Source organism: Micromonospora sp. LOL_015, from assembly GCF_048060275.1.
Classification (GTDB): Bacteria; Actinomycetota; Actinomycetes; order Mycobacteriales; family Micromonosporaceae; genus Micromonospora_E.
Window position 1 is genome coordinate 222,586 of the sequence record NZ_JBHMIO010000005.1, and the last position, 26,723, is coordinate 249,308.

At 68.7% G+C, this 26,723-nt stretch carries 22 protein-coding genes, 2 tRNA genes and 1 pseudogene; 12 read left to right on the forward strand and 13 right to left on the reverse strand.

From position 1 onward, the window contains the following. The first annotated feature begins 34 nt into the window (after window positions 1–34). The 3 genes from ACFHWU_RS07845 to ACFHWU_RS07855 are packed head-to-tail and all read left to right on the forward strand — an operon-like array spanning window position 35 to window position 2,547. Window positions 35–1,258, forward strand: a complete 1,224-nt coding sequence (locus ACFHWU_RS07845; protein ID WP_416590186.1) for a nucleotide disphospho-sugar-binding domain-containing protein — start codon at window positions 35–37, stop codon at window positions 1,256–1,258. Then, window positions 1,251–1,733, forward strand: coding sequence for an NUDIX domain-containing protein (locus ACFHWU_RS07850; protein WP_416556583.1), 483 nt, complete (start codon window positions 1,251–1,253; stop codon window positions 1,731–1,733). The genes ACFHWU_RS07845 and ACFHWU_RS07850 overlap by 8 nt, the downstream gene beginning before the upstream one ends. Next, window positions 1,681–2,547, forward strand: a complete 867-nt coding sequence (locus ACFHWU_RS07855) for a DNA adenine methylase (protein WP_416556582.1) — start codon at window positions 1,681–1,683, stop codon at window positions 2,545–2,547. The genes ACFHWU_RS07850 and ACFHWU_RS07855 overlap by 53 nt, the downstream gene beginning before the upstream one ends. On the opposite strand, the gene ACFHWU_RS07860 is transcribed toward ACFHWU_RS07855, so the two are convergent. Next, the gene (locus tag ACFHWU_RS07860) at window positions 2,536–3,432 is read right to left on the reverse strand and encodes an SDR family oxidoreductase (protein WP_416556581.1); all 897 of its coding nucleotides are present in this window, start codon (window positions 3,430–3,432) and stop codon (window positions 2,536–2,538) included. The two genes, ACFHWU_RS07855 and ACFHWU_RS07860, sit on opposite strands and share 12 nt — an antisense overlap. A gap of 135 nt (window positions 3,433–3,567) precedes the next feature. On the opposite strand from ACFHWU_RS07860, the gene ACFHWU_RS07865 reads away from it, so the two are divergent. Then, complete coding sequence (locus tag ACFHWU_RS07865) at window positions 3,568–3,993, forward strand: winged helix-turn-helix transcriptional regulator (protein ID WP_416556580.1); 426 nt, start codon at window positions 3,568–3,570, stop codon at window positions 3,991–3,993. A gap of 62 nt (window positions 3,994–4,055) precedes the next feature. Here ACFHWU_RS07865 and ACFHWU_RS07870 read toward each other — a convergent pair whose 3' ends face one another. Both ACFHWU_RS07870 and ACFHWU_RS07875 read right to left on the reverse strand, forming a co-directional pair. After that, window positions 4,056–4,820: a DUF5995 family protein gene (locus ACFHWU_RS07870; RefSeq protein ID WP_416556579.1), complete on the reverse strand. Its 765-nt coding sequence runs from the start codon at window positions 4,818–4,820 to the stop codon at window positions 4,056–4,058. 238 nt (window positions 4,821–5,058) lie between these two features. Then, complete coding sequence (locus ACFHWU_RS07875) at window positions 5,059–8,154, reverse strand: helix-turn-helix transcriptional regulator (protein WP_416590187.1); 3,096 nt, start codon at window positions 8,152–8,154, stop codon at window positions 5,059–5,061. Window positions 8,155–8,509: 355 nt separating this feature from the next. Between ACFHWU_RS07875 and ACFHWU_RS07880 the strand changes: the two are divergent. Beyond that, window positions 8,510–8,947 (forward strand): annotated as a pseudogene (locus ACFHWU_RS07880) (adenylate/guanylate cyclase domain-containing protein); the annotation flags it as partial. 198 nt (window positions 8,948–9,145) lie between these two features. Here ACFHWU_RS07880 and ACFHWU_RS07885 read toward each other — a convergent pair. Beyond that, window positions 9,146–9,817 (reverse strand): S1 family peptidase, encoded by a 672-nt coding sequence (locus ACFHWU_RS07885; RefSeq protein ID WP_416556577.1) that lies wholly within the window; start codon window positions 9,815–9,817, stop codon window positions 9,146–9,148. 599 nt (window positions 9,818–10,416) lie between these two features. Between ACFHWU_RS07885 and ACFHWU_RS07890 the strand changes: the two genes are divergently transcribed. From ACFHWU_RS07890 to ACFHWU_RS07900, 3 genes are all read left to right on the forward strand, one after another. Then, window positions 10,417–11,715, forward strand: a complete 1,299-nt coding sequence (locus ACFHWU_RS07890; protein WP_416590188.1) for a multidrug effflux MFS transporter — start codon at window positions 10,417–10,419, stop codon at window positions 11,713–11,715. A gap of 85 nt (window positions 11,716–11,800) precedes the next feature. Continuing rightward, a tRNA-Ser gene (locus ACFHWU_RS07895) sits at window positions 11,801–11,891 on the forward strand. A 35-nt stretch (window positions 11,892–11,926) separates the two neighbouring features. After that, window positions 11,927–12,002 (forward strand) — tRNA-Arg (locus ACFHWU_RS07900). A gap of 585 nt (window positions 12,003–12,587) precedes the next feature. Here ACFHWU_RS07900 and ACFHWU_RS07905 read toward each other — a convergent pair. The 5 genes from ACFHWU_RS07905 to ACFHWU_RS07925 all read right to left on the reverse strand — a co-directional run bounded on the left by ACFHWU_RS07905 (window position 12,588) and on the right by ACFHWU_RS07925 (window position 18,438). After that, window positions 12,588–12,755, reverse strand: coding sequence for a hypothetical protein (locus tag ACFHWU_RS07905; RefSeq protein ID WP_416556576.1), 168 nt, complete (start codon window positions 12,753–12,755; stop codon window positions 12,588–12,590). A 155-nt stretch (window positions 12,756–12,910) separates the two neighbouring features. Continuing rightward, complete coding sequence (locus tag ACFHWU_RS07910; RefSeq protein ID WP_416556575.1) at window positions 12,911–13,489, reverse strand: hypothetical protein; 579 nt, start codon at window positions 13,487–13,489, stop codon at window positions 12,911–12,913. A 266-nt stretch (window positions 13,490–13,755) separates the two neighbouring features. Further along, window positions 13,756–15,543 (reverse strand): ABC transporter ATP-binding protein, encoded by a 1,788-nt coding sequence (locus ACFHWU_RS07915; protein ID WP_416556574.1) that lies wholly within the window; start codon window positions 15,541–15,543, stop codon window positions 13,756–13,758. Further along, window positions 15,540–17,441 (reverse strand): ABC transporter ATP-binding protein, encoded by a 1,902-nt coding sequence (locus tag ACFHWU_RS07920; protein ID WP_416556573.1) that lies wholly within the window; start codon window positions 17,439–17,441, stop codon window positions 15,540–15,542. Before ACFHWU_RS07920 ends, ACFHWU_RS07915 begins: the two co-directional genes overlap by 4 nt. Before the next feature lie 58 nt (window positions 17,442–17,499). Beyond that, a complete protein-coding gene (locus ACFHWU_RS07925) occupies window positions 17,500–18,438 on the reverse strand; it encodes a glycosyltransferase family 2 protein (protein ID WP_416556616.1) in 939 nt (312 codons plus the stop codon). Window positions 18,439–19,462: 1,024 nt separating this feature from the next. Here ACFHWU_RS07925 and ACFHWU_RS07930 point away from each other — a divergent pair. Next, window positions 19,463–20,776, forward strand: a complete 1,314-nt coding sequence (locus ACFHWU_RS07930; protein ID WP_416556572.1) for a glycosyltransferase family 2 protein — start codon at window positions 19,463–19,465, stop codon at window positions 20,774–20,776. Window positions 20,777–20,842: 66 nt separating this feature from the next. On the opposite strand, the gene ACFHWU_RS07935 is transcribed toward ACFHWU_RS07930, so the two are convergent. Together ACFHWU_RS07935 and ACFHWU_RS07940 are read right to left on the reverse strand one after the other, a co-directional pair. Further along, on the reverse strand, window positions 20,843–21,313 hold the full coding sequence (locus tag ACFHWU_RS07935) for an IS66 family transposase (protein ID WP_416556571.1): 471 nt from the start codon (window positions 21,311–21,313) through the stop codon (window positions 20,843–20,845). Then, entirely contained in the window at window positions 21,261–22,292 is a 1,032-nt protein-coding gene (locus ACFHWU_RS07940) for an IS66 family transposase (RefSeq protein WP_416556570.1), read from the reverse strand. The genes ACFHWU_RS07935 and ACFHWU_RS07940 overlap by 53 nt, the downstream gene beginning before the upstream one ends. Window positions 22,293–22,461: 169 nt before the next feature. Between ACFHWU_RS07940 and ACFHWU_RS07945 the strand changes: the two genes are divergently transcribed. The 3 genes from ACFHWU_RS07945 to ACFHWU_RS07955 all read left to right on the forward strand — a co-directional run bounded on the left by ACFHWU_RS07945 (window position 22,462) and on the right by ACFHWU_RS07955 (window position 25,893). Further along, the gene (locus ACFHWU_RS07945; RefSeq protein ID WP_416556569.1) at window positions 22,462–22,881 is read left to right on the forward strand and encodes a transposase; all 420 of its coding nucleotides are present in this window, start codon (window positions 22,462–22,464) and stop codon (window positions 22,879–22,881) included. A 656-nt stretch (window positions 22,882–23,537) separates the two neighbouring features. Then, a complete protein-coding gene (gene ltrA, locus ACFHWU_RS07950) occupies window positions 23,538–24,929 on the forward strand; it encodes a group II intron reverse transcriptase/maturase (RefSeq protein WP_416556568.1) in 1,392 nt (463 codons plus the stop codon). A gap of 76 nt (window positions 24,930–25,005) precedes the next feature. Further along, window positions 25,006–25,893 (forward strand): IS256 family transposase, encoded by an 888-nt coding sequence (locus ACFHWU_RS07955; RefSeq protein ID WP_416556567.1) that lies wholly within the window; start codon window positions 25,006–25,008, stop codon window positions 25,891–25,893. A 101-nt stretch (window positions 25,894–25,994) separates the two neighbouring features. Here ACFHWU_RS07955 and ACFHWU_RS07960 read toward each other — a convergent pair whose 3' ends face one another. Both ACFHWU_RS07960 and ACFHWU_RS07965 read right to left on the reverse strand, forming a co-directional pair. Then, window positions 25,995–26,474, reverse strand: coding sequence for a transposase (locus ACFHWU_RS07960; RefSeq protein WP_416556615.1), 480 nt, complete (start codon window positions 26,472–26,474; stop codon window positions 25,995–25,997). Between the two features lie 55 nt (window positions 26,475–26,529). Continuing rightward, window positions 26,530–26,723 (reverse strand): hypothetical protein (locus ACFHWU_RS07965; RefSeq protein WP_416590189.1); only part of this gene is annotated, 194 nt, incomplete at its 5' end.

A 26,723-nucleotide genomic window follows, 5' to 3' on the forward strand; every position in this document is an offset into this window, starting at 1 on the left:
TTGTCGACTCGAGTGTCAACCGGAAGGTTCCCCGGTGCGTGTCCTGTTCACCAGCCCGCCCGGAGTCGGGCATCTCTTTCCCACCGTGCCGCTGGCCTGGGCGTTGCGGGCGGCCGGCCACGACGTACTGGTCGGCACCGCGGCAGAAGGACTGGCCGGCGCGGCCCGGGCCGGTCTGCCGGCGGTGGACGTCGCTCCCGGCGCCCCGATCGCCGCCGTGTTCGGCACCGGCACGACGGCCGAACTGGCCGCCCGGATGCGCGAGCGGGGCCAGCGGATCGCCGCCGCCGGCAGCCGTACCGACCCGTTGCTGCTGGAGACCTTCGGGCGGGTCTCCGACCTGATGGCGGACGGCACGCTGACGCTGGCCCGCTGGTGGCGGCCGGACCTGGTGGTGCACTCCCGGCTGCATCCGGCCGGACTGATGGCCGCCCGCGCGCTGCGGGTGCCCGCCGTCGAGCACGGATTCAACCTGTTCCGCGAAGAGGCGCTGGCCGCCCGGTTCCTGCCGTACCTGGCGGCGGCGCACGCGCGCAACGGCGTACCGCTGGAACTGCCCGACCGGGTGGTCCTGCACCTGGCACCGCCCGAGCTGATGATCGGCGACGGCGACGGATGGTCGATGCGGTACGTGCCCTACAACGCCGGCGGTGCGCTGCCGGACTGGCTGCGCCTGCCCGCCACGCGCCCCCGGGTGCTGATCACCCTCGGCACCGTGGTGCCGGCGCTGGCCGGGTTGACCGGTCTGCGCCACACCATCGACGCCGCCGGGCAGACCGCCGCGGACTTCGTGCTGGCCCTCGGCACAGACGCCGACGTGACCGCGCTCGGGCCGCTGCCCGGCAACGTCCGGCCCGCCGGCTGGCTGCCGCTGCACCAGGTGCTCGCTGGCTGCTCCGCCGTGGTGCACCACGGCGGCTCCGGGACGATGATGGGCGCGATCTGTTCCGGGGTACGGCAACTGGTCCTGCCGCACGGCGCCGACCAGTTCAGCAACGCCGACCTGGTCCGACGGCACCGGCTCGGCCTGGGCTGCGCACCCGAGGAGGTGACCCCGCAGTTGCTCGCCGAACTGCTGGCCGAGGGCGGTCCGGCCAGCGGGGTGGCGGACGCGGCCGAGTTGATGTCGAGACTGCCGGCACCGGCCGAGATCGCCACCCGACTCGCACATCCGGGTGGAATCGACCGCCACGCCGACCAGCTTTCGGCGCTCGCCCCCGCTACCGGCGGCTTGGCCGCACACTGGACCGATGGGTGACGTCGCCGCAGTGCTACTGGTCGATTCGGCGGGTTCCGTCCTGCTGCAGCTACGGGACGGCAACGCGCCGAGCCATCCGCACGCCTGGTGCGTGCCGGGCGGGCACTGCGAGCCCGGGGAGACACCGGAGCAGGCGGCGCTGCGCGAACTCGCCGAGGAGACCGGGTTACGGCCCGAGCACGGGTTGCGGTTGTTCTGCCGCCGGCAGCTGAACCCACAGCGTACGGCGCACTACTACTTCGGCTCCACCCGTGCCCGGCAGTGCGACGTCCGGCTCGGCGAGGGTGCCGCGATGGAGTTCCTACGGCCGGACCAGATCAGCGACGGCCGGCCGTTCGCTCCCGGCTCGGCGAGCCTGCTCGCCGAGTTCCTCGCCTCGCCGCACTACGCCTGGCGGGTCACCGCCCCGTATGATCCGCTCCATGATCCGGGCCGGCGCCAGGTCCGCGCGCTCCACCACCAGGGCGGACGGTAGATCGTTCCTCAAGTGGGCGGGCGGGAAGACTCGGTACGCCGCCGCCCTCGTCGCCGCCGCGCCACCGTTCACCGGCAGCTACCGGGAGCCGTTCCTCGGCAGCGGAGCGGTCTTCTTCGAGCTGGCGCCGCGGCGGGCGGTGCTCAGTGACGCCAACCCGGAGTTGATCATCTGTTTCCGGGAGGTCGCCCGCGACCCCGAAGCGGTGATGCGGCTGCTGGACGAGCAACCGAACACGCCGGAGCACTTCGCGGCGGTCCGCCGTCGCTCGCCGACGGACTGTTCCGATCTGGAACGCGCGGTCCGGGTGATCTATCTGAACAAGACGGCGTTCCGTGGGCTGTGGCGGGTCAACCGACGGGGCGAGTTCAACGCGCCGTACGGCGCCTACAACCGGCCGTACTACAACCGGCGGGTGCTGCTGGACGCCGCGCAGGCGCTGGCCGGTGCCGAGCTGCGGGTGGCCGACTTCGCCGAGCAACTCGACGAGGCCACCGCCGGCGACTGGGTCTACCTGGACCCGCCGTACGTACCGCTCGGCGGGTGGGCGGACTTCCGGCGGTACACCTCGGCGCAGTTCGGGCCGGCCGATCACGTGCGACTGCGGGACGCGATGGTACGGGCCAGCCGGCGCGGCGTCCGACTGACCCTGACCAACAGCGACACGCCGTTCGTACGGGAGCTGTTCGGCGCGGATTTCCTGATCGCCCGGATGGCGACCCGCCGGGACATCAACCTGCAGTCGGCGAAGCGGGGCAGCTGGGATCTGCTGGTCACCAACTACCAACTGCCGAACGGCGAATCAGCCCGGTAGGCTGGCCAGGGCGGCCCGGAGAGCGCCGCCGAGCGACGTGGTGGGCCGGCCGATCAGTCGGGCGAGGTCGCCGCTGTCGGTGGTCAGATCGCCCCGGGAGATGCCGACGTCGGAGGCGGCCAGCATGCTGGCGAACGCCTCCGGCACGCCGGCGTCGGTCAGCGCCCTGGCGTACACGTCGGCCGGAAGATCCTGGTAGCCGACCTCCCGTCCGCTGTGCCGGCTGATCTCGGCGGCCAGCTCGGCCAGGGTGAAGGGTTCATCACCACCGAGCTCGTAGACGGTGCCGGCCGTTCCGGCGGTGTCAGCGCTGCCGGCTGTTGCTGGCGCGGTCAACACTGCGACGGCGGCGGCGGCGAAGTCGGCCCGGGTCGCGGCGGCGACCCGACCCGAGCCGGCAGCGCCCAGCACGCTGCCGGTGGCGAGCGCCTGCGGCAGCACCGAACCGGTGTAGTTCTCCAGGTACCAACCGTTGCGCAGCAGCACGAACGGCAGGCCGCTGTTTCGGATCATCTGTTCGGTGGCGAGGTGTTCGGCGGCCAACGGGACGCTGCTGGTGTCCGCGTTGAGGATGCTGGTGTACGCGATCAGGTCGACTCCGGCCGCCTTCGCCGCCGCCACGGCGTTGCGGTGCTGGTCGATTCGCCGGCCGACCTCGCTGCCGCTGATCAGCAGCAGTTTGCGGGTCCCGACCAGGGCCGGCCCGAGGGTCAGCGGCTGGTCGTAGTCACCGTGCCGGACCTGTACGCCGCGCGCGGCGAGGTCGCCGGCCTTTTGCGGGTTCCGTGCGACGGCGACGATCTGCGCCGGTGGCAGTCCGCTGTCCAGCAACTCGTCGACGACCAACCGGCCCAGCTGGCCGGCGGCACCGGTGACAGTGATCATGTCAGCTCCTAGGTCCCTGCGGGGCGGCCCCACGATCGCCCTCACCCACCAGCCTGCACTAACTTTTCGGAAGCGCAAGCAGTTCAGGAAGTGCTGTGGCCCATTCGACGCATCGCTGGGAGATACCCTGGGAACATGGCCAGCCGGTCCGCGCCCGCACCGCACAGCGAATCCAGCCCGCCGACCGACGACCCGACGGCCGCCCTGGTGACCGACGTCTTCGCCCGCAGCTGCCCGTCACGAGCCACCCTAGACCACATAACCGGCAAATGGGGCACGCTAGCGATGGCCGCCCTGTTCGCCGGCAACTACCGGTTCAACGCGCTGCGCCGCCGGGTCGACGGCATCAGCGAGAAGATGCTGGCTCAGACCCTGCAAGCGCTGGAGCGCGACGGGATGGTCGTCCGGGACGTCCAGGCCACCATCCCGCCCCGCGTCGAGTACAGCCTCACCCCGCTCGGCCGCGCCGTCGCCGGCAAGCTGGTCGACCTGATCGAGCTGGTCGAACGCGAGATGCCGACGGTGCTCGCGGCCCGGGACAGCTTCGACCGGACCGCCTGACCACGGGTGCCCGCCCACAGCGGACACCACCGGCAGCGGACCGGCAGGCACCCGGCCGGGCGTCACTGCAGCAGGCTGCCCACCGGCGAGAGCAACGCCCAGCCCAGGAAGGCGGTGTGCCGGTCCATCCGCAACCGCTCGCTCTCCAGCATCGTCGGGTTGTCCCGCATCGGCCACATCCGGGCCGCGTCCCGCCAGGCGATGTCCCGGGTGAACTCCACCAACCGGTTCTGGTACCAGTCGTCGACCTGCCCGTTGAGCCGGTCGAGGCAAATCTGCCAGCTACTCAGGTAGCTGCGCCGCAGCTGCGGGATCCGGTCGAAGAAGATCTCATTGATGTAGAGGTAGTCGCGGTGCTGCTCGTCGTTGTCCGGGCTCGACCCGAGCTTGGCCCAGGTGCTCAGCAGGGCGAACGGTAGGTCGTAGTTGATGTGCGCGTTCACCCCGGCGGCGGCCGACGGCAACGACCGTACGCTCTCGTCGCGCAGCCGGCTGAACAGCACCTCCCAGGCCGCCGGGGTGTCGCCCCGGTTGCCCCAGCAGCGCAGCGCCGCGAAGTACCGCTCCGCGAACTCGATGTCCAGCAAGGTGAGGAAGGCAGGGTCGGCGAACTCACCGGCCTGCAGTCGCTCGTCGATGGTGCTGGTGATCACCCAGTAGAGATGGTTGAAGTCGGCCACCGGATTGTCGCTGTCACTCGGCGTGGCTGACTCGAGCAGCTTCTGCAGCGCCGCCAGATCCTCGACCACGCCGGCGACGTCGATCGGCCGGTGGTCGAGGACCTCCATGACCTGGTCGTGCACGTGACCCCAGCGGAGTTCTGACATCGGACACCTCCAGTCTGCAGTGCTCCCTCGCCCCGGGCGGCGGGCGGTCGTCACCGAAATGGTCGGTCCCTACAGTGGCAGCCGCTGCCAACCCGCAGGTATCGGCGCAACGACGGGTGTCTCACTGGCCGATCCGCTGCCCCGGTGTGCGGTTTTCCGGCCGAGACGTCAACCGGCCGGGGTGGACCGACCGGTCGGCGGCCGCCACGCACCGGACTGGCAGGTTCACAGTCGGGTGTCAGGCACGCGGCTGGTTACGCATGAACACCCGAGTCGCCTCCACTCGCGTCCTCACCTGCAGCTTGTTGAGGATGTTCGACACGTGCACACCGACCGTACGTTCGCTGATGAACAGCACCTCGGCCGTCGCCCGGTTGGTCCGTCCCTCCGCGACCAGCTCCAGCACCTGACGCTCCCGGTCGGTGAGCGCCGCGAGCTCGTCCGGACCGCCCGGGGCGAGCACCTGACCGGCCCGCTCGACCATCGAGGTCCGCTTCACGCGGTCGTTGACCAACGCCCGAGCCACCCGTTCGCCGACCGTCGGCGGGCTGGTCAGACCGGCCCGCAGGGTGACCCGTTCCTGGCTGTCCATCTCGGGCATCGGCTCCGGCTCACCCGCGCCCAACGCCACCCGGGCACGGGCGGCCAGGGCCTTGATCTCCTCGGTGAACGGACGGGCACCGAGCCGTCGGGCGGTCCGGTACGCCGCCTGCAGCGCCCGGGTCGCGTCCGCGTTACGGGTACGGATCGCGTACAGCGCCTCGGCCTGGCGCAACCGGGCGTACGCCGCCGGGTACGGATGGCACCGCCGCTCCCAGACCTCGGCGGCCCGCGACCAGAACACCGGGTCCGACCGGCCGTCGATCCGGCTGATCTCCGCGGCGCAGAGCTCCCGGTAGCCGATCACCGCGTCGCGTACCGGTGCCGCAGTCTCCGTGTTGCTGCTGCGCTCCATCCGGCCGACAACCTTGACCAGACGCTGCACCGCCTGCGGGTCGGTCGGTGCCCCGCTGGACCGGGCCTCCGCCTCGGCCCGCAGCCCGTGCCAGACCAGCGGCGCCTGCAACCAGACGTCACCCGAGTGCCGCTCGGCCAGGTCGATGCCCTGCTGTACCGCCTCCCGCGCCTCAGCATGCCGGCCACGCCACATGGCCAGCCCGGCGCGCAACGTCAGCAACGGCAGCATGTGCCGCATCCCACCGCCAGCGGCCAGCAGGGTATCGATCGCCTCCAGGTCGGACTCCGCACCATCAAGATGGCCGAAACCCACATGAATCCGACAACGGGCCAGCAGCAGCTCGACCGCGTCCGCCCCGGACGGCCGATGCCGCAGCGCGGCCGTGATCACCTCCTCGGCCTCGCTCCACCGGCCGAGCCGGAACAGCCCGTTGGCGGCGGCGGAGAGCAACCGGGTGCCGTAGGTGCGGGCCAGCCCGACCCGCTCGGCCCGTTCCGCGCCGTGGCGGGCGACCGCGACTCCCTCCTCCAACTCGTTGAGGTGTCCACTGAGCAGCTCGGCGAGCTGCAGGTCGGCGACGGCGACGTCCGCCGGGCCGCCGGTCAGTTCGGCGGTACGCCGCGCCTGCCGGACCGCTTCCTTGCCCGCCGCCGGGTCGTTGAGGTATGCCTGGCTATAGCCGAGGGTCACCCCGGCCAGCACCATCGCCGAGGCGCAGTCGGGCGCCCCGGCAGCCAGGTCAAGTGCCTCCTGGGCCCGCCGGCCGGCGTCGGCGTACCGGCAGAGTTGCAGCAGCAGATCGGCGGAGTGTGCGGCGGCGGCGACCCGCTCGCCAGCGTCGGCGTCGGCCGCAGCCAGCGTCCGGTCGTACTCGCGCTCCGCCTCGGCCAGCTGACCGACCGCCGTCAGGTACCGCGCCCGCAGGGTGTACAGCCAGGACGGCGGCGGACCGAACAGGTTGGTGGCCAACTGCTCCAGCAACGCCAGCGCGCGCTCGTGCTCGCCGCTGCGGTGTGCCGCCTCCGCCGCGCGTCGGCCCAGCATGGTCGCGTCGAACTCGACCAGCCAGGCAGGCGGGACCTGGTTGGCCAGGTCGACCGCGCTGGCCCAGTGCTCGAACGCCTCGGCGAAACCGTACAGGCGCTCCGCTTCCTCGGCGGCGGCGACCACGGCCGGCAACGCCCGGGTGGTCTCGCCCGCCTCCCGCCAGTGGTACGCCAACCGGGCATGCCGCAGGTCACCGGTGGGGCCGGCGACGAGCGCCTCGGCGTACCGCCGGTGCCACCGGACCCGCTCCCCCGGCAGCAGCCGCGGCTCCAGGACCTCCCGGATCAGCGGGTAGCGGAACCGGTATCCGTCCGGCTCGGACAACAGCACCCGCTGGCCGACCGCCTCGCGTACCGCCTGCAGCAGCCGGTCCTCGCCGAGCTGGGCGACCCGGGCCAGCAGGTCGTGGGCGACCGGCTCGACGCCGGCGGCCACCGCATGTGACACGAGCTGGGCGTCGGCCGGCAGGGCGTCGACGTGGGCCAGGGCGATCTCGCGCAGGGTCTCCGACAGGCCGTCCCGGCCGTCCCGGGCGTCCCGGGCCAGCTCCTCGGCGAGGAACGGCACCCCACCGCTGCGCCGCCACACCGACTCGGCCAGGTCCGGCTCCGGGTCGCCGCCGAGCAGCTCCGCGACGAGTTGGGCGGTCTCCGTCCGGTCCAGCGGCTCCAGTTCCAACACGTCGACCGCGCCGGAACGCGACCGGGACCGGCGTAACTCCAGCAGCATGCGGCGGATCGGGTCGTCGCCCCGCAGCGTCTCGGTCCGTGCGGCGCCGAGCAGCAGCAGCCGGACGTCCCCCAGCCCGGCGAGGAGGTACAGCAGCAAATGCCGGGTGGTCAGGTCGGCCCACTGCAGATCGTCCATGACCAGCACCAGGGTCCGTCCGGCGGCGACCGCGCCGAGCCCACGGGTTAGCCGTTCCAGCAGGTCACCGGCTCCGTCGGGGTGCCGAGCCTCGCCGTCCAGCACCGAGATCAACTTGCGGGCCGCAGCGCCGGACAGAACGCCGGCCCGGCCGGCCGCCGGCTGATAACGCCGCAGAGCCTGCCGAAGTGGGTGCAGCGGTGATGAGTCCCCAATGTCCAGACATGCCCCGGACAGCACCAGCGCACCGGCAGCACGGAGCCGGTCGCTGGCCGCGCTCAGCAGCCGCGACTTACCGATGCCGCTCTCGCCCATGACGAAGACCGCGGCCGTGCTCCCCCGCTCGACCCTACGTAGCGACTCGTGCAACACCTGCAGCTGAGCCTGCCGCCCGACGAAGGGAACCTCGTCGGAGCTGGGGGCCAGCGACCTGCCATCGCGTGACTGTGTCAATCCGATCACCGACATAAAGGGTGGGAGTATCTGACATACGTCGTTCTACAGATCCTAGGGCTGCGCTGGGCTGCGACCGTTTCAGCCATCCGTCCCGTACGCCGGTCCACACGGACCGGATCAGGTCCACCCGGGAGCGGACTAAAGCACCATCACCGCGCAGGAGGCGATCATGAGGACGCTCCGCCGCAACTACCGCCGCCCCACCGGCCCGACCCACGCAGCCGGCCCGATCTGCCGTACCCCCGTAAGGTCGACCCACCGTTACTGTCCCAACTGCGGAGCGCGACGGAAACCGCCGTCTGGCTGGTCCGTTCCAGCCGCCCGGACCCGCCGTCGCACGGTCAGCGTGCTTTTCGTCGACATGGTCGGCTTCACCGCCCTGTCCGATCGGCTCACCCCAGAGGAGGTTCGCGACGTGCAGCTGCGCTACTTCCACGCGGTGCGGACGGTGATTCGACGGTGGGACGGAGTGGTGGAGAAGTACATCGGAGACGCGGTGATGGCGGTCTTCGGCATCGCCGGCAACGACGATGACCATGGCGATGGCGGCGCGTACCCGGCGGTGCGGGCCGCTCTCGAACTCGCCGCCGCGGTCCGCCGTACCGACTTTCCCGACAGCGCGCGGGTACGGATCCGGGTCGGAGTGGCCACCGGATCGGCGGCCATCGACACTGCGGGTGCAGTCGACGGCGGAGTCGGATTCCTCACCGGCGACTTGATCAACGTAGCCGCTCGGCTGCAGGCGCATGCCGCCCCAGGCCATGTCGCCGTGACCGCGGAAACCTACCGCGCCGCCGGCACGAGGCTCAGGTTCCACCAGCAACCACCGATGTCGATCGCCGGCCGGAGCGAGCCGGTACAGGTATGGCAGCCGGCGCCGGTTCGGTGGCCGCTGCGAGCAGCGGCCACCGAACCGGCGGATCAGGTGGTACGCGGGACGCCTACCGACCGCCCGCGTACCGAACGGCCGTTGTTGGCCGCCGCGGTCGTCACAGCCTCAGACCCCGGTCACCGAGCGGATCCAGCTCCGGCTGGACGCCACCGAGGCGTAGTTCTGGTACGTCGACCCGTTGCCGGTCGAGCAGACACCCACCTGCTGCCCGTTGTAGAACTGCGGACCGCCGGAGTCGCCCCGCCAGGCCACGCCGTTCACCCCGGTGCTGCGGATCGCCGGGCCGCCGTACGCGTCGGACGCGCCGTTCGTCGTGGTACGCACCGAGGCGACCTTCAGCTGCGCCGAGGCGTCACAGTTGCTGCAGGTCCGGCCCCAGCCGTAGATGGTGTTCGTCGAGCCGACCGGTGGGTTGCTGGACGCCAACGTGACGTAGCTGGTGGAAATTGCCGAGCTCAGGTAGAGCAGGCCAAGGTCGTACCGGCCGTAGCTGGCGCTGACCGTGCTGGTCGCGCCGCCCGAGGAGCGGTAGACGCTGCCCACTCGCACCGACATCGACCCGCCGAGACAGTGCCGCGCGGTCAGCACCCACCGTGAGGCGATGATCGAGCCGGAACAGGCGAACGAGCCGTTCTGGAAGACGGCGGCCGCCCACGGTGCCGAGGAGACCGTGCCGCCGCCAATGATCTGTTGCGGTGCCGCAGCCGCGGCGGACGGGGCCACGAACGCGCCGACCAGCGCGGTCGCGGCAATGGCCAGGGTGAGTCGGATACGCAAGGCTGGCTCCTTAACCGAAGGGGTTGCCCCGGGGGATTCCGGGCCGGTCGGGCCGGTGTTCCACGACGGGGTTCCGTCGATGGACACCTGCTGTCCGGCGACGCCGGGCAGGCGCCGCACCGGCGACGCGAGTCGCGCATCGGTGATGCCAGAGATTAGGCTTCGACGGTTCCCACGACAAGACTCCGGACCGATTATTTCTGATAGCGCCCTACGGAGCGACCTGCCGCACGAAGATATGACGTACACAATATGCATTGTCGTCTGTCATAGTCAGTACGATGATCGGGTGGACGCCCGCCACCCAGCGTTGGCCTGGGTGGCCGGTGGACCTGGGTGGGCCGGTGGGCCTGTTCCCGCCGCGGGCACCGCCGACGGCGGCCCTCCACACGTGCAGTAGCCGACATCCGGGCCACCGAGTGCCTTGTTCGCGCCGCTGTGACACGCCACACCGTTCGCCGTAACGGGAATGGCAAGCGCGACGGCCAGCTTGTGAGATTGGCTGCGCGCCTGCACAGCGGCAGCACTGGCCCACCAGACGGGTCGCGACGACCCGCGCCTACCGTGCGCAGACGACGCGCCTCCGCGGAAGAGGAATCATGACAGCGCTCGCCCAACGGCCCGGCGGGTCCGCGCCAGTCCCCGTCGTGGAGCCGACTCCCGGTGAGTCGCTCAGCCCATGGCAGCGGATCCGGCTGATCCTGGTGCTCGGCACACTCATCGCGGTCGGCCCGTTGACCATCGACATGTACCTGCCGGCACTTCCGGCAATCAGTGATGATCTGCAGACCACCGCGGCCGGCGTCCAGTTGACGCTGACCGGCACACTCGCCGGGCTGGCCATCGGCCAGTTGATCATCGGGCCGCTGTCGGACGTGTGGGGTCGACGCCGGCCGCTGCTGGTCGGCACCGGTCTGCACGTGCTCGCCTCGGTGCTGTGCGCCGTTGCGCCGAACATTGCGGTGCTCGGCACGCTGCGGATCGTCCAGGGCTTCGGAGCCGCCGCGGCGGCGGTGATCGCGATGGCGGTCGTCCGGGACATGTTCAGCGGGATCGCCTTCGCCCGCGTACTGTCCCGACTGCTGTTGGTCATGGGCGTCGCGCCGGTCCTCGCGCCGACCCTCGGCAGCGCGCTGCTCAGCTGGACGCACTGGCGGGGCGTGTTCGCCGCGCTCGCTGTGTTGGGTCTCGCCCTGATCGCGGTGACCGCCCTTGGGCTGCCCGAGACGCTGCCGCCGCACCGCCGCCGTCCGGCCCGGGTGCTGGACACCCTCCGGGTGTACGGAGGCCTGTTCCGGGACCGGATCTTCGTCGGCCTGGTGCTCGTCGCCGGCTTCTCGATGGCCTCGCTGTTCGCGTACGTCGCGGGCTCGTCGTTCGTCCTGCAGGACCAGTACGGGCTCGACGAGCAACAGTTCGGTATCGCGTTCGGGGCCGGGGCGGTCGGCATGATCACTGCCACCCAGCTCAACGTACGGCTGCTCCGCCGCTACTCACCGCAGCAGATCCTGCGGACCTCACTGATCGCCGGGCTGGTCTGCGGGCTGATCCTGCTCGGCTTCGCGGCAACGAACGTCGGCGGGCTACCAGGCGTCCTGATCCCGCTGTGGGCCGTTCTCGCCGCAGCCGGGTTCGCGCTACCGAACGCTCCCGCGCTGGCCCTGGCCGGCCACGCGGAAGCTGCCGGAACCGCATCCGCGATGCTCGGGGCGGTGCAGTTCGGTGTCGGCGCACTCGCCGCGCCGGTCGTCGGGCTACTCGGCACCGGCAGCATCGCGATGGCGACGGTGATCACCGGAGGCGTGCTGGCCGCGCTGATCGTGCTCCTGGTCGTCGTACGTCCAGGCCGTCTGCCCGTTCCCGACCGGACGGCGCCGACATCGGTCGCGCCGCACTGACGTTGGCTGCGGCCGGGGAGGTGCTTTGCCCCGGGCGCGGCGTGCCCTGTATCCTCGACCGGCGGTGGTCTGGAGCGGCCGCCGGGGAGACTTCGCCTAGTCTGGTCTATGGCGCCGCACTGCTAATGCGGTTGGGGTCTTAAAGCCCCTCCCGGGTTCGAATCCCGGAGTCTCCGCGCTTCGGCGAGGCGTGTATGCTTGCCAGGCACCTGCGCCCGTAGCTCAACGGATAGAGCATCTGACTACGGATCAGAAGGTTAGGGGTTCGAGTCCCTTCGGGCGCGCCACTTGAGCAGGAAATATAGCCAGTCGGCTATATTTCCCGCTTTCGCATGGGTCGCGTGTGGGTCACGGTTGTGACCCACGTTTACGCAGCTCAAGGGGCGTTTTTCCCGCCCGGGCGACCTCTCGACGGCCGAGCACCCACGGAGCACCCACGGTCTCGTTAACGGGGACACCAAGAAGGCACTGTGCGTGTTTCCGCAGGTAGCGGCCCTACCCTGTGGCGCACCCGTAACGCCGCCGCGGCCCGGCGCATCTGATTACCCGTCCGATGCTCCGGCGTAGGGCTTCCTGCAGAGATGTTCGTCGGGCCGGGTCGTCTTCCTGGCGTCGCCGGGTCAGCATCGCGGTGGTTGTACCTGCCGAAAATGTCATCCGGTCAGGTCAGGCGGCATGTTCGTACTCGTGGAGGATGCCGCCGAGGCGGTCGCGTCGGTGGATGTTCAGGTGGACGAGACGGTCCGGGTCGCTGATCGCTTCTGGTAGCGGTGCGAGTGGTCGGGCGTTGGTGATGCCCTGATGGGGTCGATGCTCGTTGTAGAAGGCCTCGTATTCGCGGAGCGCGTGTAGCAGGTGCCGCTGGTTGAGGATCAGGGTCTGGTCGAGGAGTTCACGCCGGCACGGCAGGTCCGGACCCAGCGGACCATCACCGCGTTCATCCGGGGTACCCGGACTCCGCTGAGGACCATGTCGATACCGGCGTCGGCGAGGACGGTGTCGAACAGGACCGGGTACTTGCCGTCTCTGTCCCGGATCATGTATTTCACCTGGCAGCCGGCGTCTTCGAGGTCCATCACCAGGTTGCGTGCGGTCTGGGTGACCCAGCCTGCGGTGGGGTGCGCGGTGGCACCGAGGATCCGGATCCGGCGGGTGGCGTGCTCGATGACGGCCAGGACGTAGAGACGGGTGCCGGTCAGTGTGGTCGTCTCGAAGAAGTCCGCGGCGATGACGGCGTGGTGTGGGCCTGGGAGCGCAGGAACGCCGCCCAGGTGCTGCTGGTGCGCTCGGGCGCCGGATCGACGCCCGCCTCTTTCAGGATCTCCCAGACGGTGGACGCGGCGACCTTGACGCCCAGCACGAGCAGTTCGCCGTGGATACGGCGGTATCCCCAGGCAGGGTTCTCCGAGGCGAGGCGCAGGACCAGCCGGCGGATCGACCGGACGGTTCGTGGCCGCCCGGCCTGGTGGGGCCGGGAACGGCGGGCGTGCCGGTGGGCGATCAGATCGCGGTGCCAGCGCAGCACGGTATCCGGACGGACGAGTAGCCGCAGGTGGTTCAGCACGGTTCGCGGTAGCGGGTGCAGCAGGGCCGCGAGCCAGGCCCGATCCGCGGGGGTGAATCGGACCCGGTCGCCGTGCAGTTGCCGTTCGAGCACCATGATCTGGTGCCGCAAGGCCAGGATCTCGGCGTCCTTGTCGCGGTCGCTCATCGGCAGCAGCCGCAGGAGGGCCAGAGTGTTGGTCACGCCGAGGTAGGTCAGTCGGAACAGCACACCCCATCGTCGCGCAGCGCTCGACGTCGACCACTGTCGCGATTCAGCCGCCCGAATCCGCGCCGGAACCGACCGCTCCAGGCTTGCTGATCAACAAGCTGCGACCAGGAGGGATGAGGTTTTCGGCATCCACAAGGCTGAAGAAAACTAACGCGAGCAATACCGACACCGCGCCCCAGGCCTACTCAGCGGGCGCAATCGAACCGTTCCTGCAGGCGTGGAAGACACACCATCTGTCGGTGTCCGACCTCAGGTGGTCACTTCAGTCACCGGTAGGCCTGGGCCTGTAGGTCGTACAGCTCGGCGTAGGGGCCGCCGGCCGCGATCAGCTCGTCGTGGCTACCGGCTTCGGCCACCCGGCCACCGGCCACCACGACGATCAGATCTGCCATCCGGACCGTGGAGAACCTGTGCGAGACCAGCAGGGTGATCGCCCCGGTAGCGGCGGCTACCTGGCTCGCCTGGGCCGCGTACCACTCAAAGAGGGCATGTTCGGCCTCGGCGTCCAGGGCCGACGTGGGCTCATCGAGCAGCAGCAGCAACGGTCGCTCCCGCATCAGTGCCCGACCTAGGGCCAGCTTCTGCCATTGCCCGCCGGAGAGGTCCACCCCGTCGGCGTAGGACTTGCCGATTTGGGTGGACAGACCCTCTGGAAGCTGGTCGACCACCTCGACGGCACGGGCCCGCTCCAGCGCCGCCAGCACCGCCGCAGTTGAGTCCTCCCGGGACAGGTCGCCGACCCCTACCACCTGGCGGGCCACCAGCTCGTACCGGACGAAGTCCTGGAAACCGGCGGCGATTCGTGCCCGCCAGGCCGGCAGCGGGATCCTGAGCAGATCGGTCCCGTCGACCAGCACCTCACCCCGGGTCGGCCGGTAGAAGCCGCAAAGCAGCTTGACGAGGCTAGTCTTGCCGGCTCCGTTCTCCCCAACGACCGCCACCGTGGCACCGGCCGGCAGTTGCAGCTCCACCTCACGCAAGACCGGTACCTCAGTGCCGGGGTAGGCGAACGACAATCCGCGCAGGGTGATGCCCTCACGCAGCCGGTCCGGGGGGTCGGTCTGGGCCGTGTCGATCCCACTGTCCGGTTCGATCGCCGCGCGTAGCTCCCGAAGCCGCCGGTCTACCCCGGTGAGCCGTTGCAGGTCCGGCAGCAACCCCACCGCCTGCGCCACCTGGGCGTTCACCTGGGCAGCGAGCACTACCACCAGTACCACGTCGCCGACGGTGCGGCGGCCGACGATCGCCTCGCGGACGATCAGCAGCACCGCAGCGACATACCCGGCGGTGAAGACCAACTGGCCCAAGGCCTGCAGCCCGGTCGCCCGGCGGTAGGCCCGCCAGAGCCGGCCGGTGCTGTGTTCCCACAGGTCGGCGTGGCGGCGCCGTATCTGCTCCTGGAGCTGGAAGACCCGCAGTTCCTTGGCGGGCCCGGCGCTTGTGGCGAGTCGGAACAAGTTCAGCGCGAGTCGGGTCGGCTCGGCGGTGGCGCTGCGGGCCCCGTCCACGATCTGCTCGGCTCGTTGGCCCACCAGCAGCGGCGGCAGAGCGACCAACGGCAGGAGCAGTAACGCCGGGTGCAGCAGTGCCAGCAGCACCGCAGTGACGAGCATTCCTACCGCCAGTCCAGCTCCGGTGAGCAGCGCCTCGAGCGCCATCCGGGTCTGAGGGACCTCCCGTTCCAGGACCGTGAGTCGGTCGGCGTGCGCCGCGTCCTCGTGCACGGCCAAGTCTGCCGAGCCGTTGGCGAGGTTGAACAGTTCCTCGTCGTAGCGCAGTTGGTTGAGTTCGGAGACCTCGAAGTAGGCGATGTGGGCGAAGACCGACAGGGTGAGCCCGGCGATCACCAGCAGCGCGACGATCACCCCGGCGGTCACGGCCGGCCCGACCCGACCGGCCAGCGCCGAGTCGAACAGCCAGCGCAGGAAAAGCGCGGCGACCGGCATGGTCGCCCCGTTGGCCAGCATCAGACTTAGCGACAGCGCGGTTCGGAGACGGCTCTGCCGCCACGACATACTCAGCAGTCCGCCGGCGGCCAACAGGAGTCCTCTCATGCTGCGGCCTCCGCCTCGTCGGTCACGTCGTGGAGTAAGGGCGGGTCGGCATCGCCGAAGCGTTCCGCCTGGAGCCGGAACAGGTGGGCGTAGCGGCCGTCGAGCCGGAGCAGGTCCGCGTGGGATCCTTCCTCGGCCACTTGGCCCTCCTCCAGCACCACGATGTGGTCGGCGTGGCGCACGGTGGAGAACCTGTGCGAGATGAGGATGGTGGTGGCGCCCCGGGTGAGCCGGATGAATTCGTCAAAGAACCGGGCCTCGGCGCGCGCGTCGAGGCTGGCGGTCGGCTCGTCGAGTACCAGCAGTGCACCGTCCTGGCGGAGCCGAAACAAGGCCCGGGCCAGTGCCACCCGCTGCCACTGTCCGCCGGAGAGTTCCGCCCCACCGGTGACGTGTCTGGCTAGTGGAGTGTCTAGCCCGGACGGGAGTGAGTCGAGCACGTCCAGGATCCCGGTGTCCGCGGCGGCGGCCCGAATCTGTTCCCGGTCGTCGAGGTGTTCCACCGCGCCGTAACCGATGTTCTCGGCGGCGCTGACCTCGTAGCGGTTGAAGTCCTGGAAGACGACGGCGATCCGGCTCCGCCAAGAGGCTAGGTCGTAGTGGCAGATGTCGACGTCGTCCACGTTGACCGTGCCTGCCTCCGGTTCGTGGAGCCGGGTCAGCAGCTTGACCAGTGTGGTCTTCCCGGCACCGTTGACGCCGACGACGGCGGTGCAGGCCCCGGCCGGTATCCGTAGCTGGAGTCCGTCGAAGACGGGCCGGTCCTGACCTGGATAGCGGAAGCGCACCGTATCGAAGCAGATCGCGTCGCGGGGTACGGGCGCCGCCGTTGCGGCTGCCCGCGGCCCCGGGTGGGGTGCGGTGGTGTTCATTCCGCGTTCGAAGGTCCGAACCGCCTCGTACGCGTTCATGCCGAACTGGGTCTGCACGTCGGCCTCCGGGTAGAAGTCACCCAGCCGCAACGCACCCAGCACGGCCTGGACCACCAGCGCAAGGTTGGTCAGCGCCGCCGATCCCGCCCCGGCTGCCCCTACCGTGGCGAACACCGCTGCTGTGATGACGAGCCCGAAGGCGGTATACCAGAAGTACGGCCAGAGGTAGATCCGGCGTCGCTCCCGCCACACCGGCCGCAGCCAGGATAGGTAGGTGCGCCGGTACCGGTCGGTCAGCCAGGACACCAGTCCGAAGATGCGAATCTCCTTGGCGGCCGTGGCCCGCATCGCCAGGCCGCGCAGGTACCAGCTCTCCCGGCGGAGCCGGGAGAGCTGGGGGAACAGTCGGGAGTACCGGCGCAAGCCACCCCGGTTGCCGTGCCGGAAGGTTAGGACTGCGGCGAGTAGACCCGCTGCGGCGAGCCAGGAGAAGGCCACCCCGACCACCACAACGTAGCCGGCCAGTTGCACCACCCGGGCGATCAGGTTCAGCAGCCCTGCGCAGGCCTTTCCTGGGCTCTGGAATCCGTCTTGTAGTTCCTTGCTGGCCTCGGTCAGCGCGTCGAGCAGCCGCTGGTCCTCCAAGGGGCCGATCCCGGGGCTGCGCAGGGAGGCAACGATCAGCCGGTCGAATATCTTCCCGTCCACCCGGCGCGCAACCAACTCCCCGAGCGCGGTCTGCACCGGCGTCAGCACCTGCTGGGCCGCGAACGCCGCCGAGGACAGGACAAACGCAGTCACGACCGCCGACCACTCGGGGTATCCGGTGTTGGAGGCCATTGCTTCCGGTACCCGGCCCAGCATGACGCTGGTCCCCACGACGAACGCCACCGGCAGCAGTCCCAGCAGGAGGTTGCACAGCCCGGTGGTGAGCACCACGGCAGTGCCGGCCTCCGGCACTAGCCGGGCGATGCGCCACCGCACCGCGATCACCTCGCGGACGGTGACCGGTTCGGAGTTGGACATCTGTCCTCCTCGGGGGCCGGCGTCTCGGGGCACGGCACCCCAGCTATGTAGGCAACCCTTATCGCAACAGAGTGCCGCGTCGCTGCGCCGCCTGGACCGCATCGCGGCGGTGGTCAGCGCAGCTCGGTAGGCCCCGCTGCAGGATGATCCGGTTGATGTCGTCGAACGCGATGGGCGGTTCGGCAGCGAGGAGCCTGGTGATCGGGGTGTCGTACTTGGCTGCGATGTATCGCAGGTTGCGTCTCGCGATCTCCTGCTTGCCAGGGAAGTCCTTGTGGTGGGGGTGGTGCAACGCGCTGGCCTCCCGGTTGAGCACGAATACGGCGCCGTCGCGGTGAAGCCGGTAGCCGAGGTCTATGTCCTCCGATCCCCAGGTCCGGAAGACCTCGTCAAAACCTCCGACGTCACGCACTTGACCAGTGCGGGCTGACACGTTGCACGTCCAGTAGTACAGCCAGGGTGCCGGCAGGTCGCGGAGCTGGCTCGGCTCGTTGGCGTAGAACTCCTCGCGGGCGTCCAGCCACCGGCATTCGCGTCGCAGCCGGGCGATGGTGCCGTCAACGTCGTCGAAGTCGAGTGCCCGCAGCATAGCGTCAGCGTCCTCGTTGTCGAGGTTGAAGCAGTAGACGGAGCCGACCACCGCTGCCAGCTCGTCGGCATCGTGGCTGAGCAGGTGAGCGCGCAGGCATCCCGAGTCCAGCAGGACGCCGGAGTCGACGAAGACCGTTATCTCGCCACTGGCATGAGCGAGACCCACGTTGCGCGCGGCAGCCGCCCGGAAACCCCTATCAGGTTGGTAGAAGTAGTGCAGGCGCAACCGGTCGTGGAACTGCGCGACCATGGTGGCAGTGTCGTCGGCTGAGCCGTCGTCGACGACGAGGACCTCGAAGGAATCGGTGCCGATATCCTGCTTGGTCAGCGAATCGAGTGTACGTCCCAGCAGCTCCATTCGATTGTAGGTAGGGATGACGACGCTGCATGCCGGAGGTGAGCCCATCGTCTCCTCGTCATTGGTCCGGTGGTCGGAAGGAGCCACCTTGTTACGGTAGCTGTTCACCCGGGTGGGTGGACTTTCGAGTGGTGGGGTGCGTGTGGCAGGCCCAACTCTCGCCGGCCCTCGAGTGTGTCATGTTTGTCTATCGGTTGTGATGCTCGTGGAAGGAGTTGCTGGTCCTGCTCACGCAACGGTGTGGCGTGGGGTCGAACAACCGGGCGGGATCGGGTGGTCATGATCGAGAGTCCAGCGCGGCAGGCCGGTCCCGGTACTCGCACACCGGAGCCGTTCCGGGCCTGGCGGGGTCGGGGCGTCGGGTCACTGGGATACCTACGGTGGCTTCCCGACGGCTCCTACCACGCGCTGGCCGCCCACGCCTGCGCCAGCCGTGGACGTCCCCCGCCAGCATGGCACGACCGGTACGGGTGCTCGAGTACACCGTCCCGGACCGCAACCCCGACGGCGAACTGATCGTCGTGGTCACCACGATCCTCGACCCCCTACGAGATACCTGCCCTGGACCTCGCCGCCGCCTACCAGCAACGCTGGGAGGAGGAAACCGCCCTCGACGAGATCAAGGCCCACCTACGCGGCTGCGGCGAGGTCCTGCGGCCGAAGACCCCAGAACTGGTCGAACAACAGATGTCTGGACTGCTGCTGGCCCACTACGCCATCCGGGCGCTGCTCGTTGACCCCACCGACCACACCTAGCATCATCCACACCCCGACTGGCCAGCGCAAACACCCTCAACAGAACGGCATTGGGTCTGGTAGCCGAGGTTCGGCCGTTGAGGAGCACCGCGGGTACAGCGGCGTCCCGACAATTGCAACGTCCGGATTGGAAGGCTCCACGGATGATCGGCCTGCCCAGATCATCCGTGAGTTGCGGCATCATGATCCACGGGTCCAGCAACCCACTGTAACAGTCTCCGATAGGTTGCTGCTGTCCTGCATAGACGCGCTCTACTGGAGGACCAGCACCGTCGACCCTCGACCGACTACGCGACATTGCTGTATGATGACCGTCATGAGTTCTGCGGAGAGTCACGCGACATCGAATTCCGAAGTAAGGAAGCTGTCGGTTGTACTGCCGTTCCACAGCGCCCTGCAGTGCCTGGAGTATACGGTGCGATCTCTTCAAAGGCAGACTCTGGACCCCGCAGTCTGGGAAATTGTTATCGTGGACGACGGCTCCGGACTGCCCGTCGACCGTGTACTCGAAAGCGTCAGCGGCGACGTTTCCACAAGACTGGTGGCGGCGAAGGAGAATGTGGGCCGTGCGGCCGCCCGAAATCTGGGTGCGTTGAGCGCGACGGGCGATATCCTGCTGTTCCACGACGCCGACATGTTCATCCCGTCGGACGCGGTCCAGCGTCACTACGAGTTCCACCAGCGCTTGACGGGATCCGTCCTCCTCGGGGCCAGGTACGAGTCGAGCTGGCTGACCCTGAATAGCCTGTTGGCGGGAGATTACACGCGGCCGGAAAGCCAGATCGAGTTCGATCAGCGTGAGCGTATTCCGCACGAGAACCTCAGCAAGTCGAGGGCTCCCTGGCTCTGGGTCTACTCCAACAACGTATCTCTTCCAAAGAGCATGTTTGTCGAAGTCGGAATGTTCGACGAGAGTTTCCAGGGCTGGGGTCCCGAGGACCTGGAACTGGGCTACCGCCTATACGTGCACAGTGGGCGCCACTCGGAAGTGTTTACGTACGACTCCGAAACCTTTTCGTTCCACATTCCACACTATGCCGAATGGACGAAAAACCACAGTTCCATGCAACGCAATACCGAGTATTTCCTCCGTAAGCACGGCCGGTTTGACGTGGAGATCTTCAGCTACTCCTCGGAGGCGACAGCCTCGCTCAAGGTTCCAATCTACGAGAAGATGATTGACCACTTCCTGGCGCAGGGGCTGGGAAATGTCACGAAGGGCGTCCTCGACCTCGTCACCCAGGACGTGCCGTCGTTGGTCGTCGGGACCTGGCCCGACGACTCACTGGCTCCTTCGGGTAAGACCATCCGCTACGACCACTCCCGGCCGATTTCCCCGGACAATCAACATCTGCTGGGTATGGTGACCCTGCTGGACGATGGCGCCGTGGACACCGTCGTGAACGTCGACTTTTGGCGCTTCCTGTTGCCGTACGACCTGAACAGGATGTTGGAGGAGTCACTGCGGGTTGCTCAGCAACTGATTCTCGTCCAGAACAGCAGAGCTGGAGGTTCCGAGGGTCTGATGTCGTCCTGTTCGACCATCGAGTATGTGGCGGACATGCTCGCCCACCGTCGCTCAGTGACGATCTCGAAGATCGACGGCGCCGACGTTCTGCGCATCAGTTGACCTCGGTCCTTCACTACAGAGGTTGAAAGATTGACGTCTGCTCGGGGGTGTGTACAACGTGACTGATCAGGTGGTGGTCACAGCGGTGGGTAGCCAGGGACGGCCGGCGGCGAGTTCGACGAGGGCGTCCATGATGTTGCGGCCGTGTGCGGTGGCGGTGGCGAGGTAGGAACGGATCAGCGCGAACTGCTGGGCTCCGTCGAGGGTGCGTAAGCTCCCGGATACTTTCTGCCGGATCTTGACCATGCGGATCTGCTGTTCGGCGGTGTTGTTGTCGAACGGGGACCGCAAATCGACCGCGAAGCGCAGGTAGTCGTCGATACGGTCGCGCATTCGGCGGGCGAGTGCGGCAAGTTTCCGGGCGGTCGGGGACGGTAGCGCCTGGTGGTCCTTCACCGCGACCAGGGCGGCCTGACGGAACAGTCCGGTCTGCTCGGCCAGCAGAGACGGGTCGATCCCGGTCCGGTTCGCAGCGCGGGCGGCGTCAACGGCGGTCTTGAGCGTCAGCAGCGCCCCGGTCGCCTGTCCGGGCCACACCGCCTCGGGTGCCAGTTCGGCGGCGGCGGTCAGTTCGCGGAGCAGGTGCGCCGCAGCACAACTGGTGTCCGGCCACACTGTAGGTGTCGTACGGGGCCCACGCGTCGTGCACGGCGATCCCGGCCATCGAGCCCATGACCTGGCCGGCGTCGATCCCGACCCGGCCGCGCCTGGCATGCACCCAGACAAGGGTGTACCTGCCGGTGGTGGCCACGTGCACCCAGTGCAGCTTGCCGGCGACCCGCAGCCCGGACTCGTCGGCGTGCACGACGGACGCGCTGGTCAACGCGTCGCGGACCTGGTCGACGAACTCCGAATCGGCCAGGGCGTCCCCGGCGCGGGCGTGAGCGGCGGCGACCGCGCCGACCGACATCGGCACCCCGAACAGATCGCTCATGGCCTGCGCGGTACGCGCCTGTGCCCCGAACAGCGCCTGCTGCAGGTACACCGCGGCCGCGTTCACTCCCGGTCCGTACTGCACCGGGGCGTCCACCCCGTCCGGAGCACGGCCGGCGGTGACCTGCCCGCACCCGCACCGCCGCGACACGATCCGATGCTCGGTCACCCGCACACCGATGTCCGGCAGGTCGAACACCTGCCGGGCGGCCACCCCGGTCACCGGCGCCGCCGCCAGCCCGTCACCGCATCCGCCACACGTGACCGGTTCGTGCTCGATCCGCTCGTGCGGATCAACGACCTGCCGCAACGTGCGACCTTCATGACCGGGTTGCCCACCCGGGCGCCGACCCGACCGTTCACGCAGCGACTTCGGTGCGGGCTTGGCCAGGCCGTCCGACGACGGAGGCCGCGACGAGTTCGACGAGTCCTGCCCCAGCCGGGCCCGCAGGTCCGCGTTCTCCGCCCGCAGCACCGCGTTTTCCCGCCGCAACTCGGCGTTGTCCCGCTCAAGCTCAACAGCCCGCGCCTCCAAACGGGCAAGCCGCTCCAGCAGCTCCACGATGGATGGCGTTCCGGACACCCCACCATGATCCAGATCAGACCGCGCAGGTCAAGCCGACCCACCGACAAGCACCTGATCAGTCACTGTACAACTAACGGCCTTGGCGCGGGACTGCGTAGATTTCCGTGTTTGACCTGGGTGTGGTCCGTTGGACAGGACGTCGATCCTGTCCAGGAAGGACCACGTCATGGCAGACAAGAAGAACCCGGTTCAGCTTCCGGAGCCGACATCAGCAGAGCGGGAGTTCGCCCAGCAGCTGGTCGAGCGGGCCAAGGCCGACGGAGTGTCGTTGGTCGGACCGGGTGGGCTCCTCGCCGGGATCACCCGCACCGTCCTGGAATCGGCGCTCGACGCCGAGCTGGACGCCCACCTCGACGACGCCGGTGTCGACGAGGAGACCGGCCGGCGGGCCAACATCCGTAACGGCCACGGGGCCAAAACGGTGCAGACCGAGGTCGGGCCGGTACGCATCCAGGTCCCCCGGGACCGGGCCGGCTCGTTCACCCCGCGGATCGTGCCCAAACACGCCCGCCGCCTCGACGGCTTCAACGAGGCCATCCTCTCCCTGTACGCCAAAGGGCTGACGACCGGGGAGAGTGCGCCGTGAGGCGCTGTTGGATTGCGTGGAGGTGAGAGACCTTCGCTTTCGGGTCGTCGCAGCGGCCTGATGAAGCTGAGGGCAGCCTGAGCCGGGAGGTGCCGGGGAGGGTGGCAAGCGGCCCTGACAACGCCGGGGCGTGCCAGCACTGCCAGATGGTGCGGGTCCGGCAAGCGAATCGGAAAGGCATACGAGAGGAACCGGCGTTTACGTCTCCTAAGTGGTCACCGGCTCGAACCTGGCGGATCTGGGCCGGTTGCGGTGCGCACCCGCTGCCTGTGACGGGCGGGGAACTCCTGAGCGGGGATTTTCACCTCTGCAGGGAGGCCATGGTGAAGGTCTGCGGCGTAGCCGTGGCGAAGCCGCGGGGACAAAGTCGGGTGCCTTCCTTCGATGAGCGATCCAGCAGTGAACACGGGAACCGCCCGGCGACGGTTCCCGGTCTTTGGCAGCCAGCCGAGGGTCGGGATAGGCACACCGTCTGCTGAACGTGCCGGGCGGGGCGGAGCCGTCGTAGTACTCCGAGGTCGGGAGAGCCGATCACATGGGGAAGGGCGGCAGCGGTTTGGAGAAGGGAGGACGCTGTAATGCCGAAAGATGCGCCGCCGAACGGCGACGCTCCGATGGGACGCGTCCGAGAGGATGCGTTCGGACGGGTATCGGGGATGCAGGCCAAACTTCACCGTTGGGCTGCGGCCGGTGCTGGTCGCAGGTTCGACGACCTGTTCAACCTCGTGCACGACCCGGCGACGCTGATCGTGGCGTTCGAGCGGGTCGCGGGCAACGTCGGGGCTCGTACTGCCGGTTCGGACGGCCTGACGGTCGCCCGGATCGAGCGGGAGATCGGCGTCCCGGTGTTCCTGGACGGCATCCGGTCGGCGGTCAAGGACGACTCGTTTCGTCCGCAGCCGGTGCGGGAACGCAAGATTCCCAAGCCGGGTGGGTCGGGCAAGGTCCGTAAGTTGGGCATCCCGACCGTCGCTGACCGCGTCGTGCAGGCTGCCCTGAAACTCGTCCTGGAACCGATCTTCGAGGCCGACTTCGAGCCGGTCTCGTTCGGGTTCCGGCCCAACCGGCGAGCACACGACGCGATCGCCGACATCCATCTCTTCGGCAGCCGAGGCTACCGCTGGGTACTGGACGCCGACATCGAAGCGTGCTTCGACTCGATCGACCATACGGCCCTGATGGACCGGGTGCGACGTCGGGTCAAGGACAAGCGTGTGCTCGCGCTGGTCAAAGCGTTCCTCAAGGCCGGAGTGCTCACCGAGCTCGGTGAGCAACGCGACACGCCGGCCGGGACGCCGCAAGGGGGCATCCTGTCGCCGTTGTTGGCCAACATCGCGCTCAGCGTGCTCGATGAGCACCTGCACCGCGAATGGAAGCCAGGTGGGCGGATGTCGACGGACAACCGGCGCCACTATCGGCGAGATCATGGTGAGGCGACGTGGCGGCTGGTCCGCTATGCGGACGATTTCGTCGTCATGGTGTTCGGCACCAGAGATCACGTCGAGGCGCTGCGTGAGGATGTCGCGGCCGTGCTCGCTCCGATGGGACTGCGGTTGTCGTCGTCCAAGACACGGATCGTGAACATGGCCGACGGGTTCGACTTCTTGGGTTTCCGCATCCGGTGGAGACGCAAGATGGGCACCCGCGACCAGTGGCACGTCTACACGTTCATCGGTGACCGGCCGGTTCGGTCGCTGAAGGACAAGATCCGTGCCCTGACGCGCAGGTTGTCACAGCAGGACCTGGGAGAGACGCTGATCAGGATCAACCAGATCACGCGTGGCTGGGCCAACTACTTCCGGCATGCCGTCGCCAAGCACACCTTCGACCGGCTCGCGTACTTCATCTGGTGGCGGGTCGTTCGCTGGGTCAAGGCCAGACGGCGTTGGAGATGGAAGGACGTCCACCGCTGGCTACGCACCCCGACCGGGTGGCGCACCATCACGGCGGACGGGATCGAACTGCACAACATCGCGTCGACCACCATCACCAGGTATCGACGTCGCAGCAGGATCCCCGCCCCCTGGTCAACAACGAACCAAGCCTGACGGCACAAACCGTGGAGAGCCCGTTGCGTTGAGAGGCGCACGGCGGGTTCGGCGAGCGGTCCGCAGAAACGGGCTGGTGGCAACACCGGAACCGCGCTGCGGACCGACTCGACTCTCCGCCCACCTGGCCGACGTGTACGACGCTGACGTGTCCCGGGAGCTGATCAGCCGGGTCACCGACAGCGTCCTGGCCGACATGGAGGCCTGGCGACAACGGCCCCTCGACCGCGTCTATCCGGTGCTGTTCATCGACGCCATCGTCATGAAGATCCGCCAGGGGCAGGTCGCGAACCGGCCCGTCTACGTCGTGGTCGGGGTCAGCCTCGACGGGGAACGCGACGTGCTGGGCATGTGGGCCGGCACCGGCGGCGAGGGCGCCAAGCAGTGGGCCGCCTACCTCACCGAGCTGCGTAACCGGGGCGTGGAGGACGTGTTCATGGTCTGCTCCGACGGGCTCAAGGGCATGACCGACGCGATCGAGCAGGTGTGGCCGCTCGCGGTGCATCAGCAGTGTGTCGTCCACCTCGTCAGGGCCAGCCTGCGGTACACGAACCGTAAGGACTGGCAGAAGATCACCCCCGCGTTGCGGGAGATCTACACCGCGCCCACGGTGGCCGCCGCCGAGACCCGGTTCGAAGCGTTCGCCGCCGAGTTCGGCGACCGCTACCCGGCCGTGATCAAGCTGTGGCGCACCTCGTGGCCGCAGTTCGTGCCGTTCCTGGACTACGACCACGAGGTCCGCAAGGTCCTCTACACCACCAACATCATCGAGTCGCTGAACGCCCGGTTCCGTCAGGCCGCCCGCCGACGTGGGCATTTCCCGACCGAGCAGGCCGCGATGAAGGTTCTGTACCTCGTCGTCCAGCAGCGACGCAAGAGTGGGAGCATCACCGGCCGGGTCTACGGTTGGGGCAAGGCCCTCAACGCCCTGATCCTCGCCTACGGCGACCGGATCACCATCTAACAACCTCGATCACACCCAACGGTCAAACACGGAAATCGCCACACTCCCAACCGGATGTGAGCCAGGGCCCAACTAACGGCGGATCTGCTGATCAAGCAGGGTCATTGCGTAGTTGGGTAGCCGCTGGTCGCGGTTGTGATGAGGTCGTGGGGGCGGCGGTTGGCGCGGCGGGTGGCTGTGGCGATGTTGGTCTCTCCGTTGCCGCGGTGGTATCCGATGGCGGTGTTGCGGAGGACCGCAGTGACGGCGGGTCCGTTGCCGGTCCGGGCCCGGTGGGTGTCCTCGTAGAAGGTCACATCGCGGACCCAGTGCAGCCGATTTTCGATGTGCCATTCCAAGCGGGCCCATTCCTGCAGTTCAGCAGGTTGGGCGTCGGCGGCGGGCAGTGACACCACCAGGTAGACCGTCTCTCGTGTGTGCTTGCCGGCCACCGTGCGGGTGCGGGTGATCCGGACGGCTTGTTGGGCGTGGGGGAAGCCGAGCCCGCCGGGGTCGCCACGGTGACGGCCTTGACGGTGCGGGTCTCCGTGCGGCCGTGTCCGGTGTCGCGGGTCCGCGCTCCGATCGGGACCTGCGCCCAGGGAACAGCTTTGAGGTGGGCGAACACGGTCGGCTGGTTGGCTTTTACGGTAACCATCAGATGCCCGCCGGCGGCGGACAGGTACTCGGCGTGTCCGGCCTGGCGTGCAGGGCGTCCGCGACGACCAGGACGTCGGTCAGCGATCCCAGCCGGGCGGCGACCAGCCGCAGCAGGGGCGTGAACGCCGGAATCTGACCGGAAAAACAACCGTGAGTGGGCAGGCGGCAGCGTCGGGGCGCAGCCCCGACGA

Excerpts from the sequence above, each read along its gene's own strand:
- ACFHWU_RS07870 (WP_416556579.1), bottom strand. The coding sequence starts at position 4,820 with ATGTCAGAACTCCGCTGGGGTCACGTGCACGACCAGGTCATGGAGGTC.
- ACFHWU_RS07850 (WP_416556583.1), top strand. The coding sequence starts at position 1,251 with ATGGGTGACGTCGCCGCAGTGCTACTGGTCGATTCGGCGGGTTCCGTC.
- ACFHWU_RS07890 (WP_416590188.1), top strand. The coding sequence starts at position 10,417 with ATGACAGCGCTCGCCCAACGGCCCGGCGGGTCCGCGCCAGTCCCCGTC.
- ltrA (WP_416556568.1), top strand. The coding sequence starts at position 23,538 with ATGCAGGCCAAACTTCACCGTTGGGCTGCGGCCGGTGCTGGTCGCAGG.
- ACFHWU_RS07945 (WP_416556569.1), top strand. The coding sequence starts at position 22,462 with ATGGCAGACAAGAAGAACCCGGTTCAGCTTCCGGAGCCGACATCAGCA.
- ACFHWU_RS07905 (WP_416556576.1), bottom strand. The coding sequence starts at position 12,755 with ATGATCCGGGACAGAGACGGCAAGTACCCGGTCCTGTTCGACACCGTC.
- ACFHWU_RS07925 (WP_416556616.1), bottom strand. The coding sequence starts at position 18,438 with ATGGGCTCACCTCCGGCATGCAGCGTCGTCATCCCTACCTACAATCGA.
- ACFHWU_RS07930 (WP_416556572.1), top strand. The coding sequence starts at position 19,463 with ATGAGTTCTGCGGAGAGTCACGCGACATCGAATTCCGAAGTAAGGAAG.
- ACFHWU_RS07865 (WP_416556580.1), top strand. The coding sequence starts at position 3,568 with ATGGCCAGCCGGTCCGCGCCCGCACCGCACAGCGAATCCAGCCCGCCG.
- ACFHWU_RS07915 (WP_416556574.1), bottom strand. The coding sequence starts at position 15,543 with ATGAGAGGACTCCTGTTGGCCGCCGGCGGACTGCTGAGTATGTCGTGG.
- ACFHWU_RS07855 (WP_416556582.1), top strand. The coding sequence starts at position 1,681 with ATGATCCGGGCCGGCGCCAGGTCCGCGCGCTCCACCACCAGGGCGGAC.
- ACFHWU_RS07920 (WP_416556573.1), bottom strand. The coding sequence starts at position 17,441 with ATGTCCAACTCCGAACCGGTCACCGTCCGCGAGGTGATCGCGGTGCGG.
- ACFHWU_RS07860 (WP_416556581.1), bottom strand. The coding sequence starts at position 3,432 with ATGATCACTGTCACCGGTGCCGCCGGCCAGCTGGGCCGGTTGGTCGTC.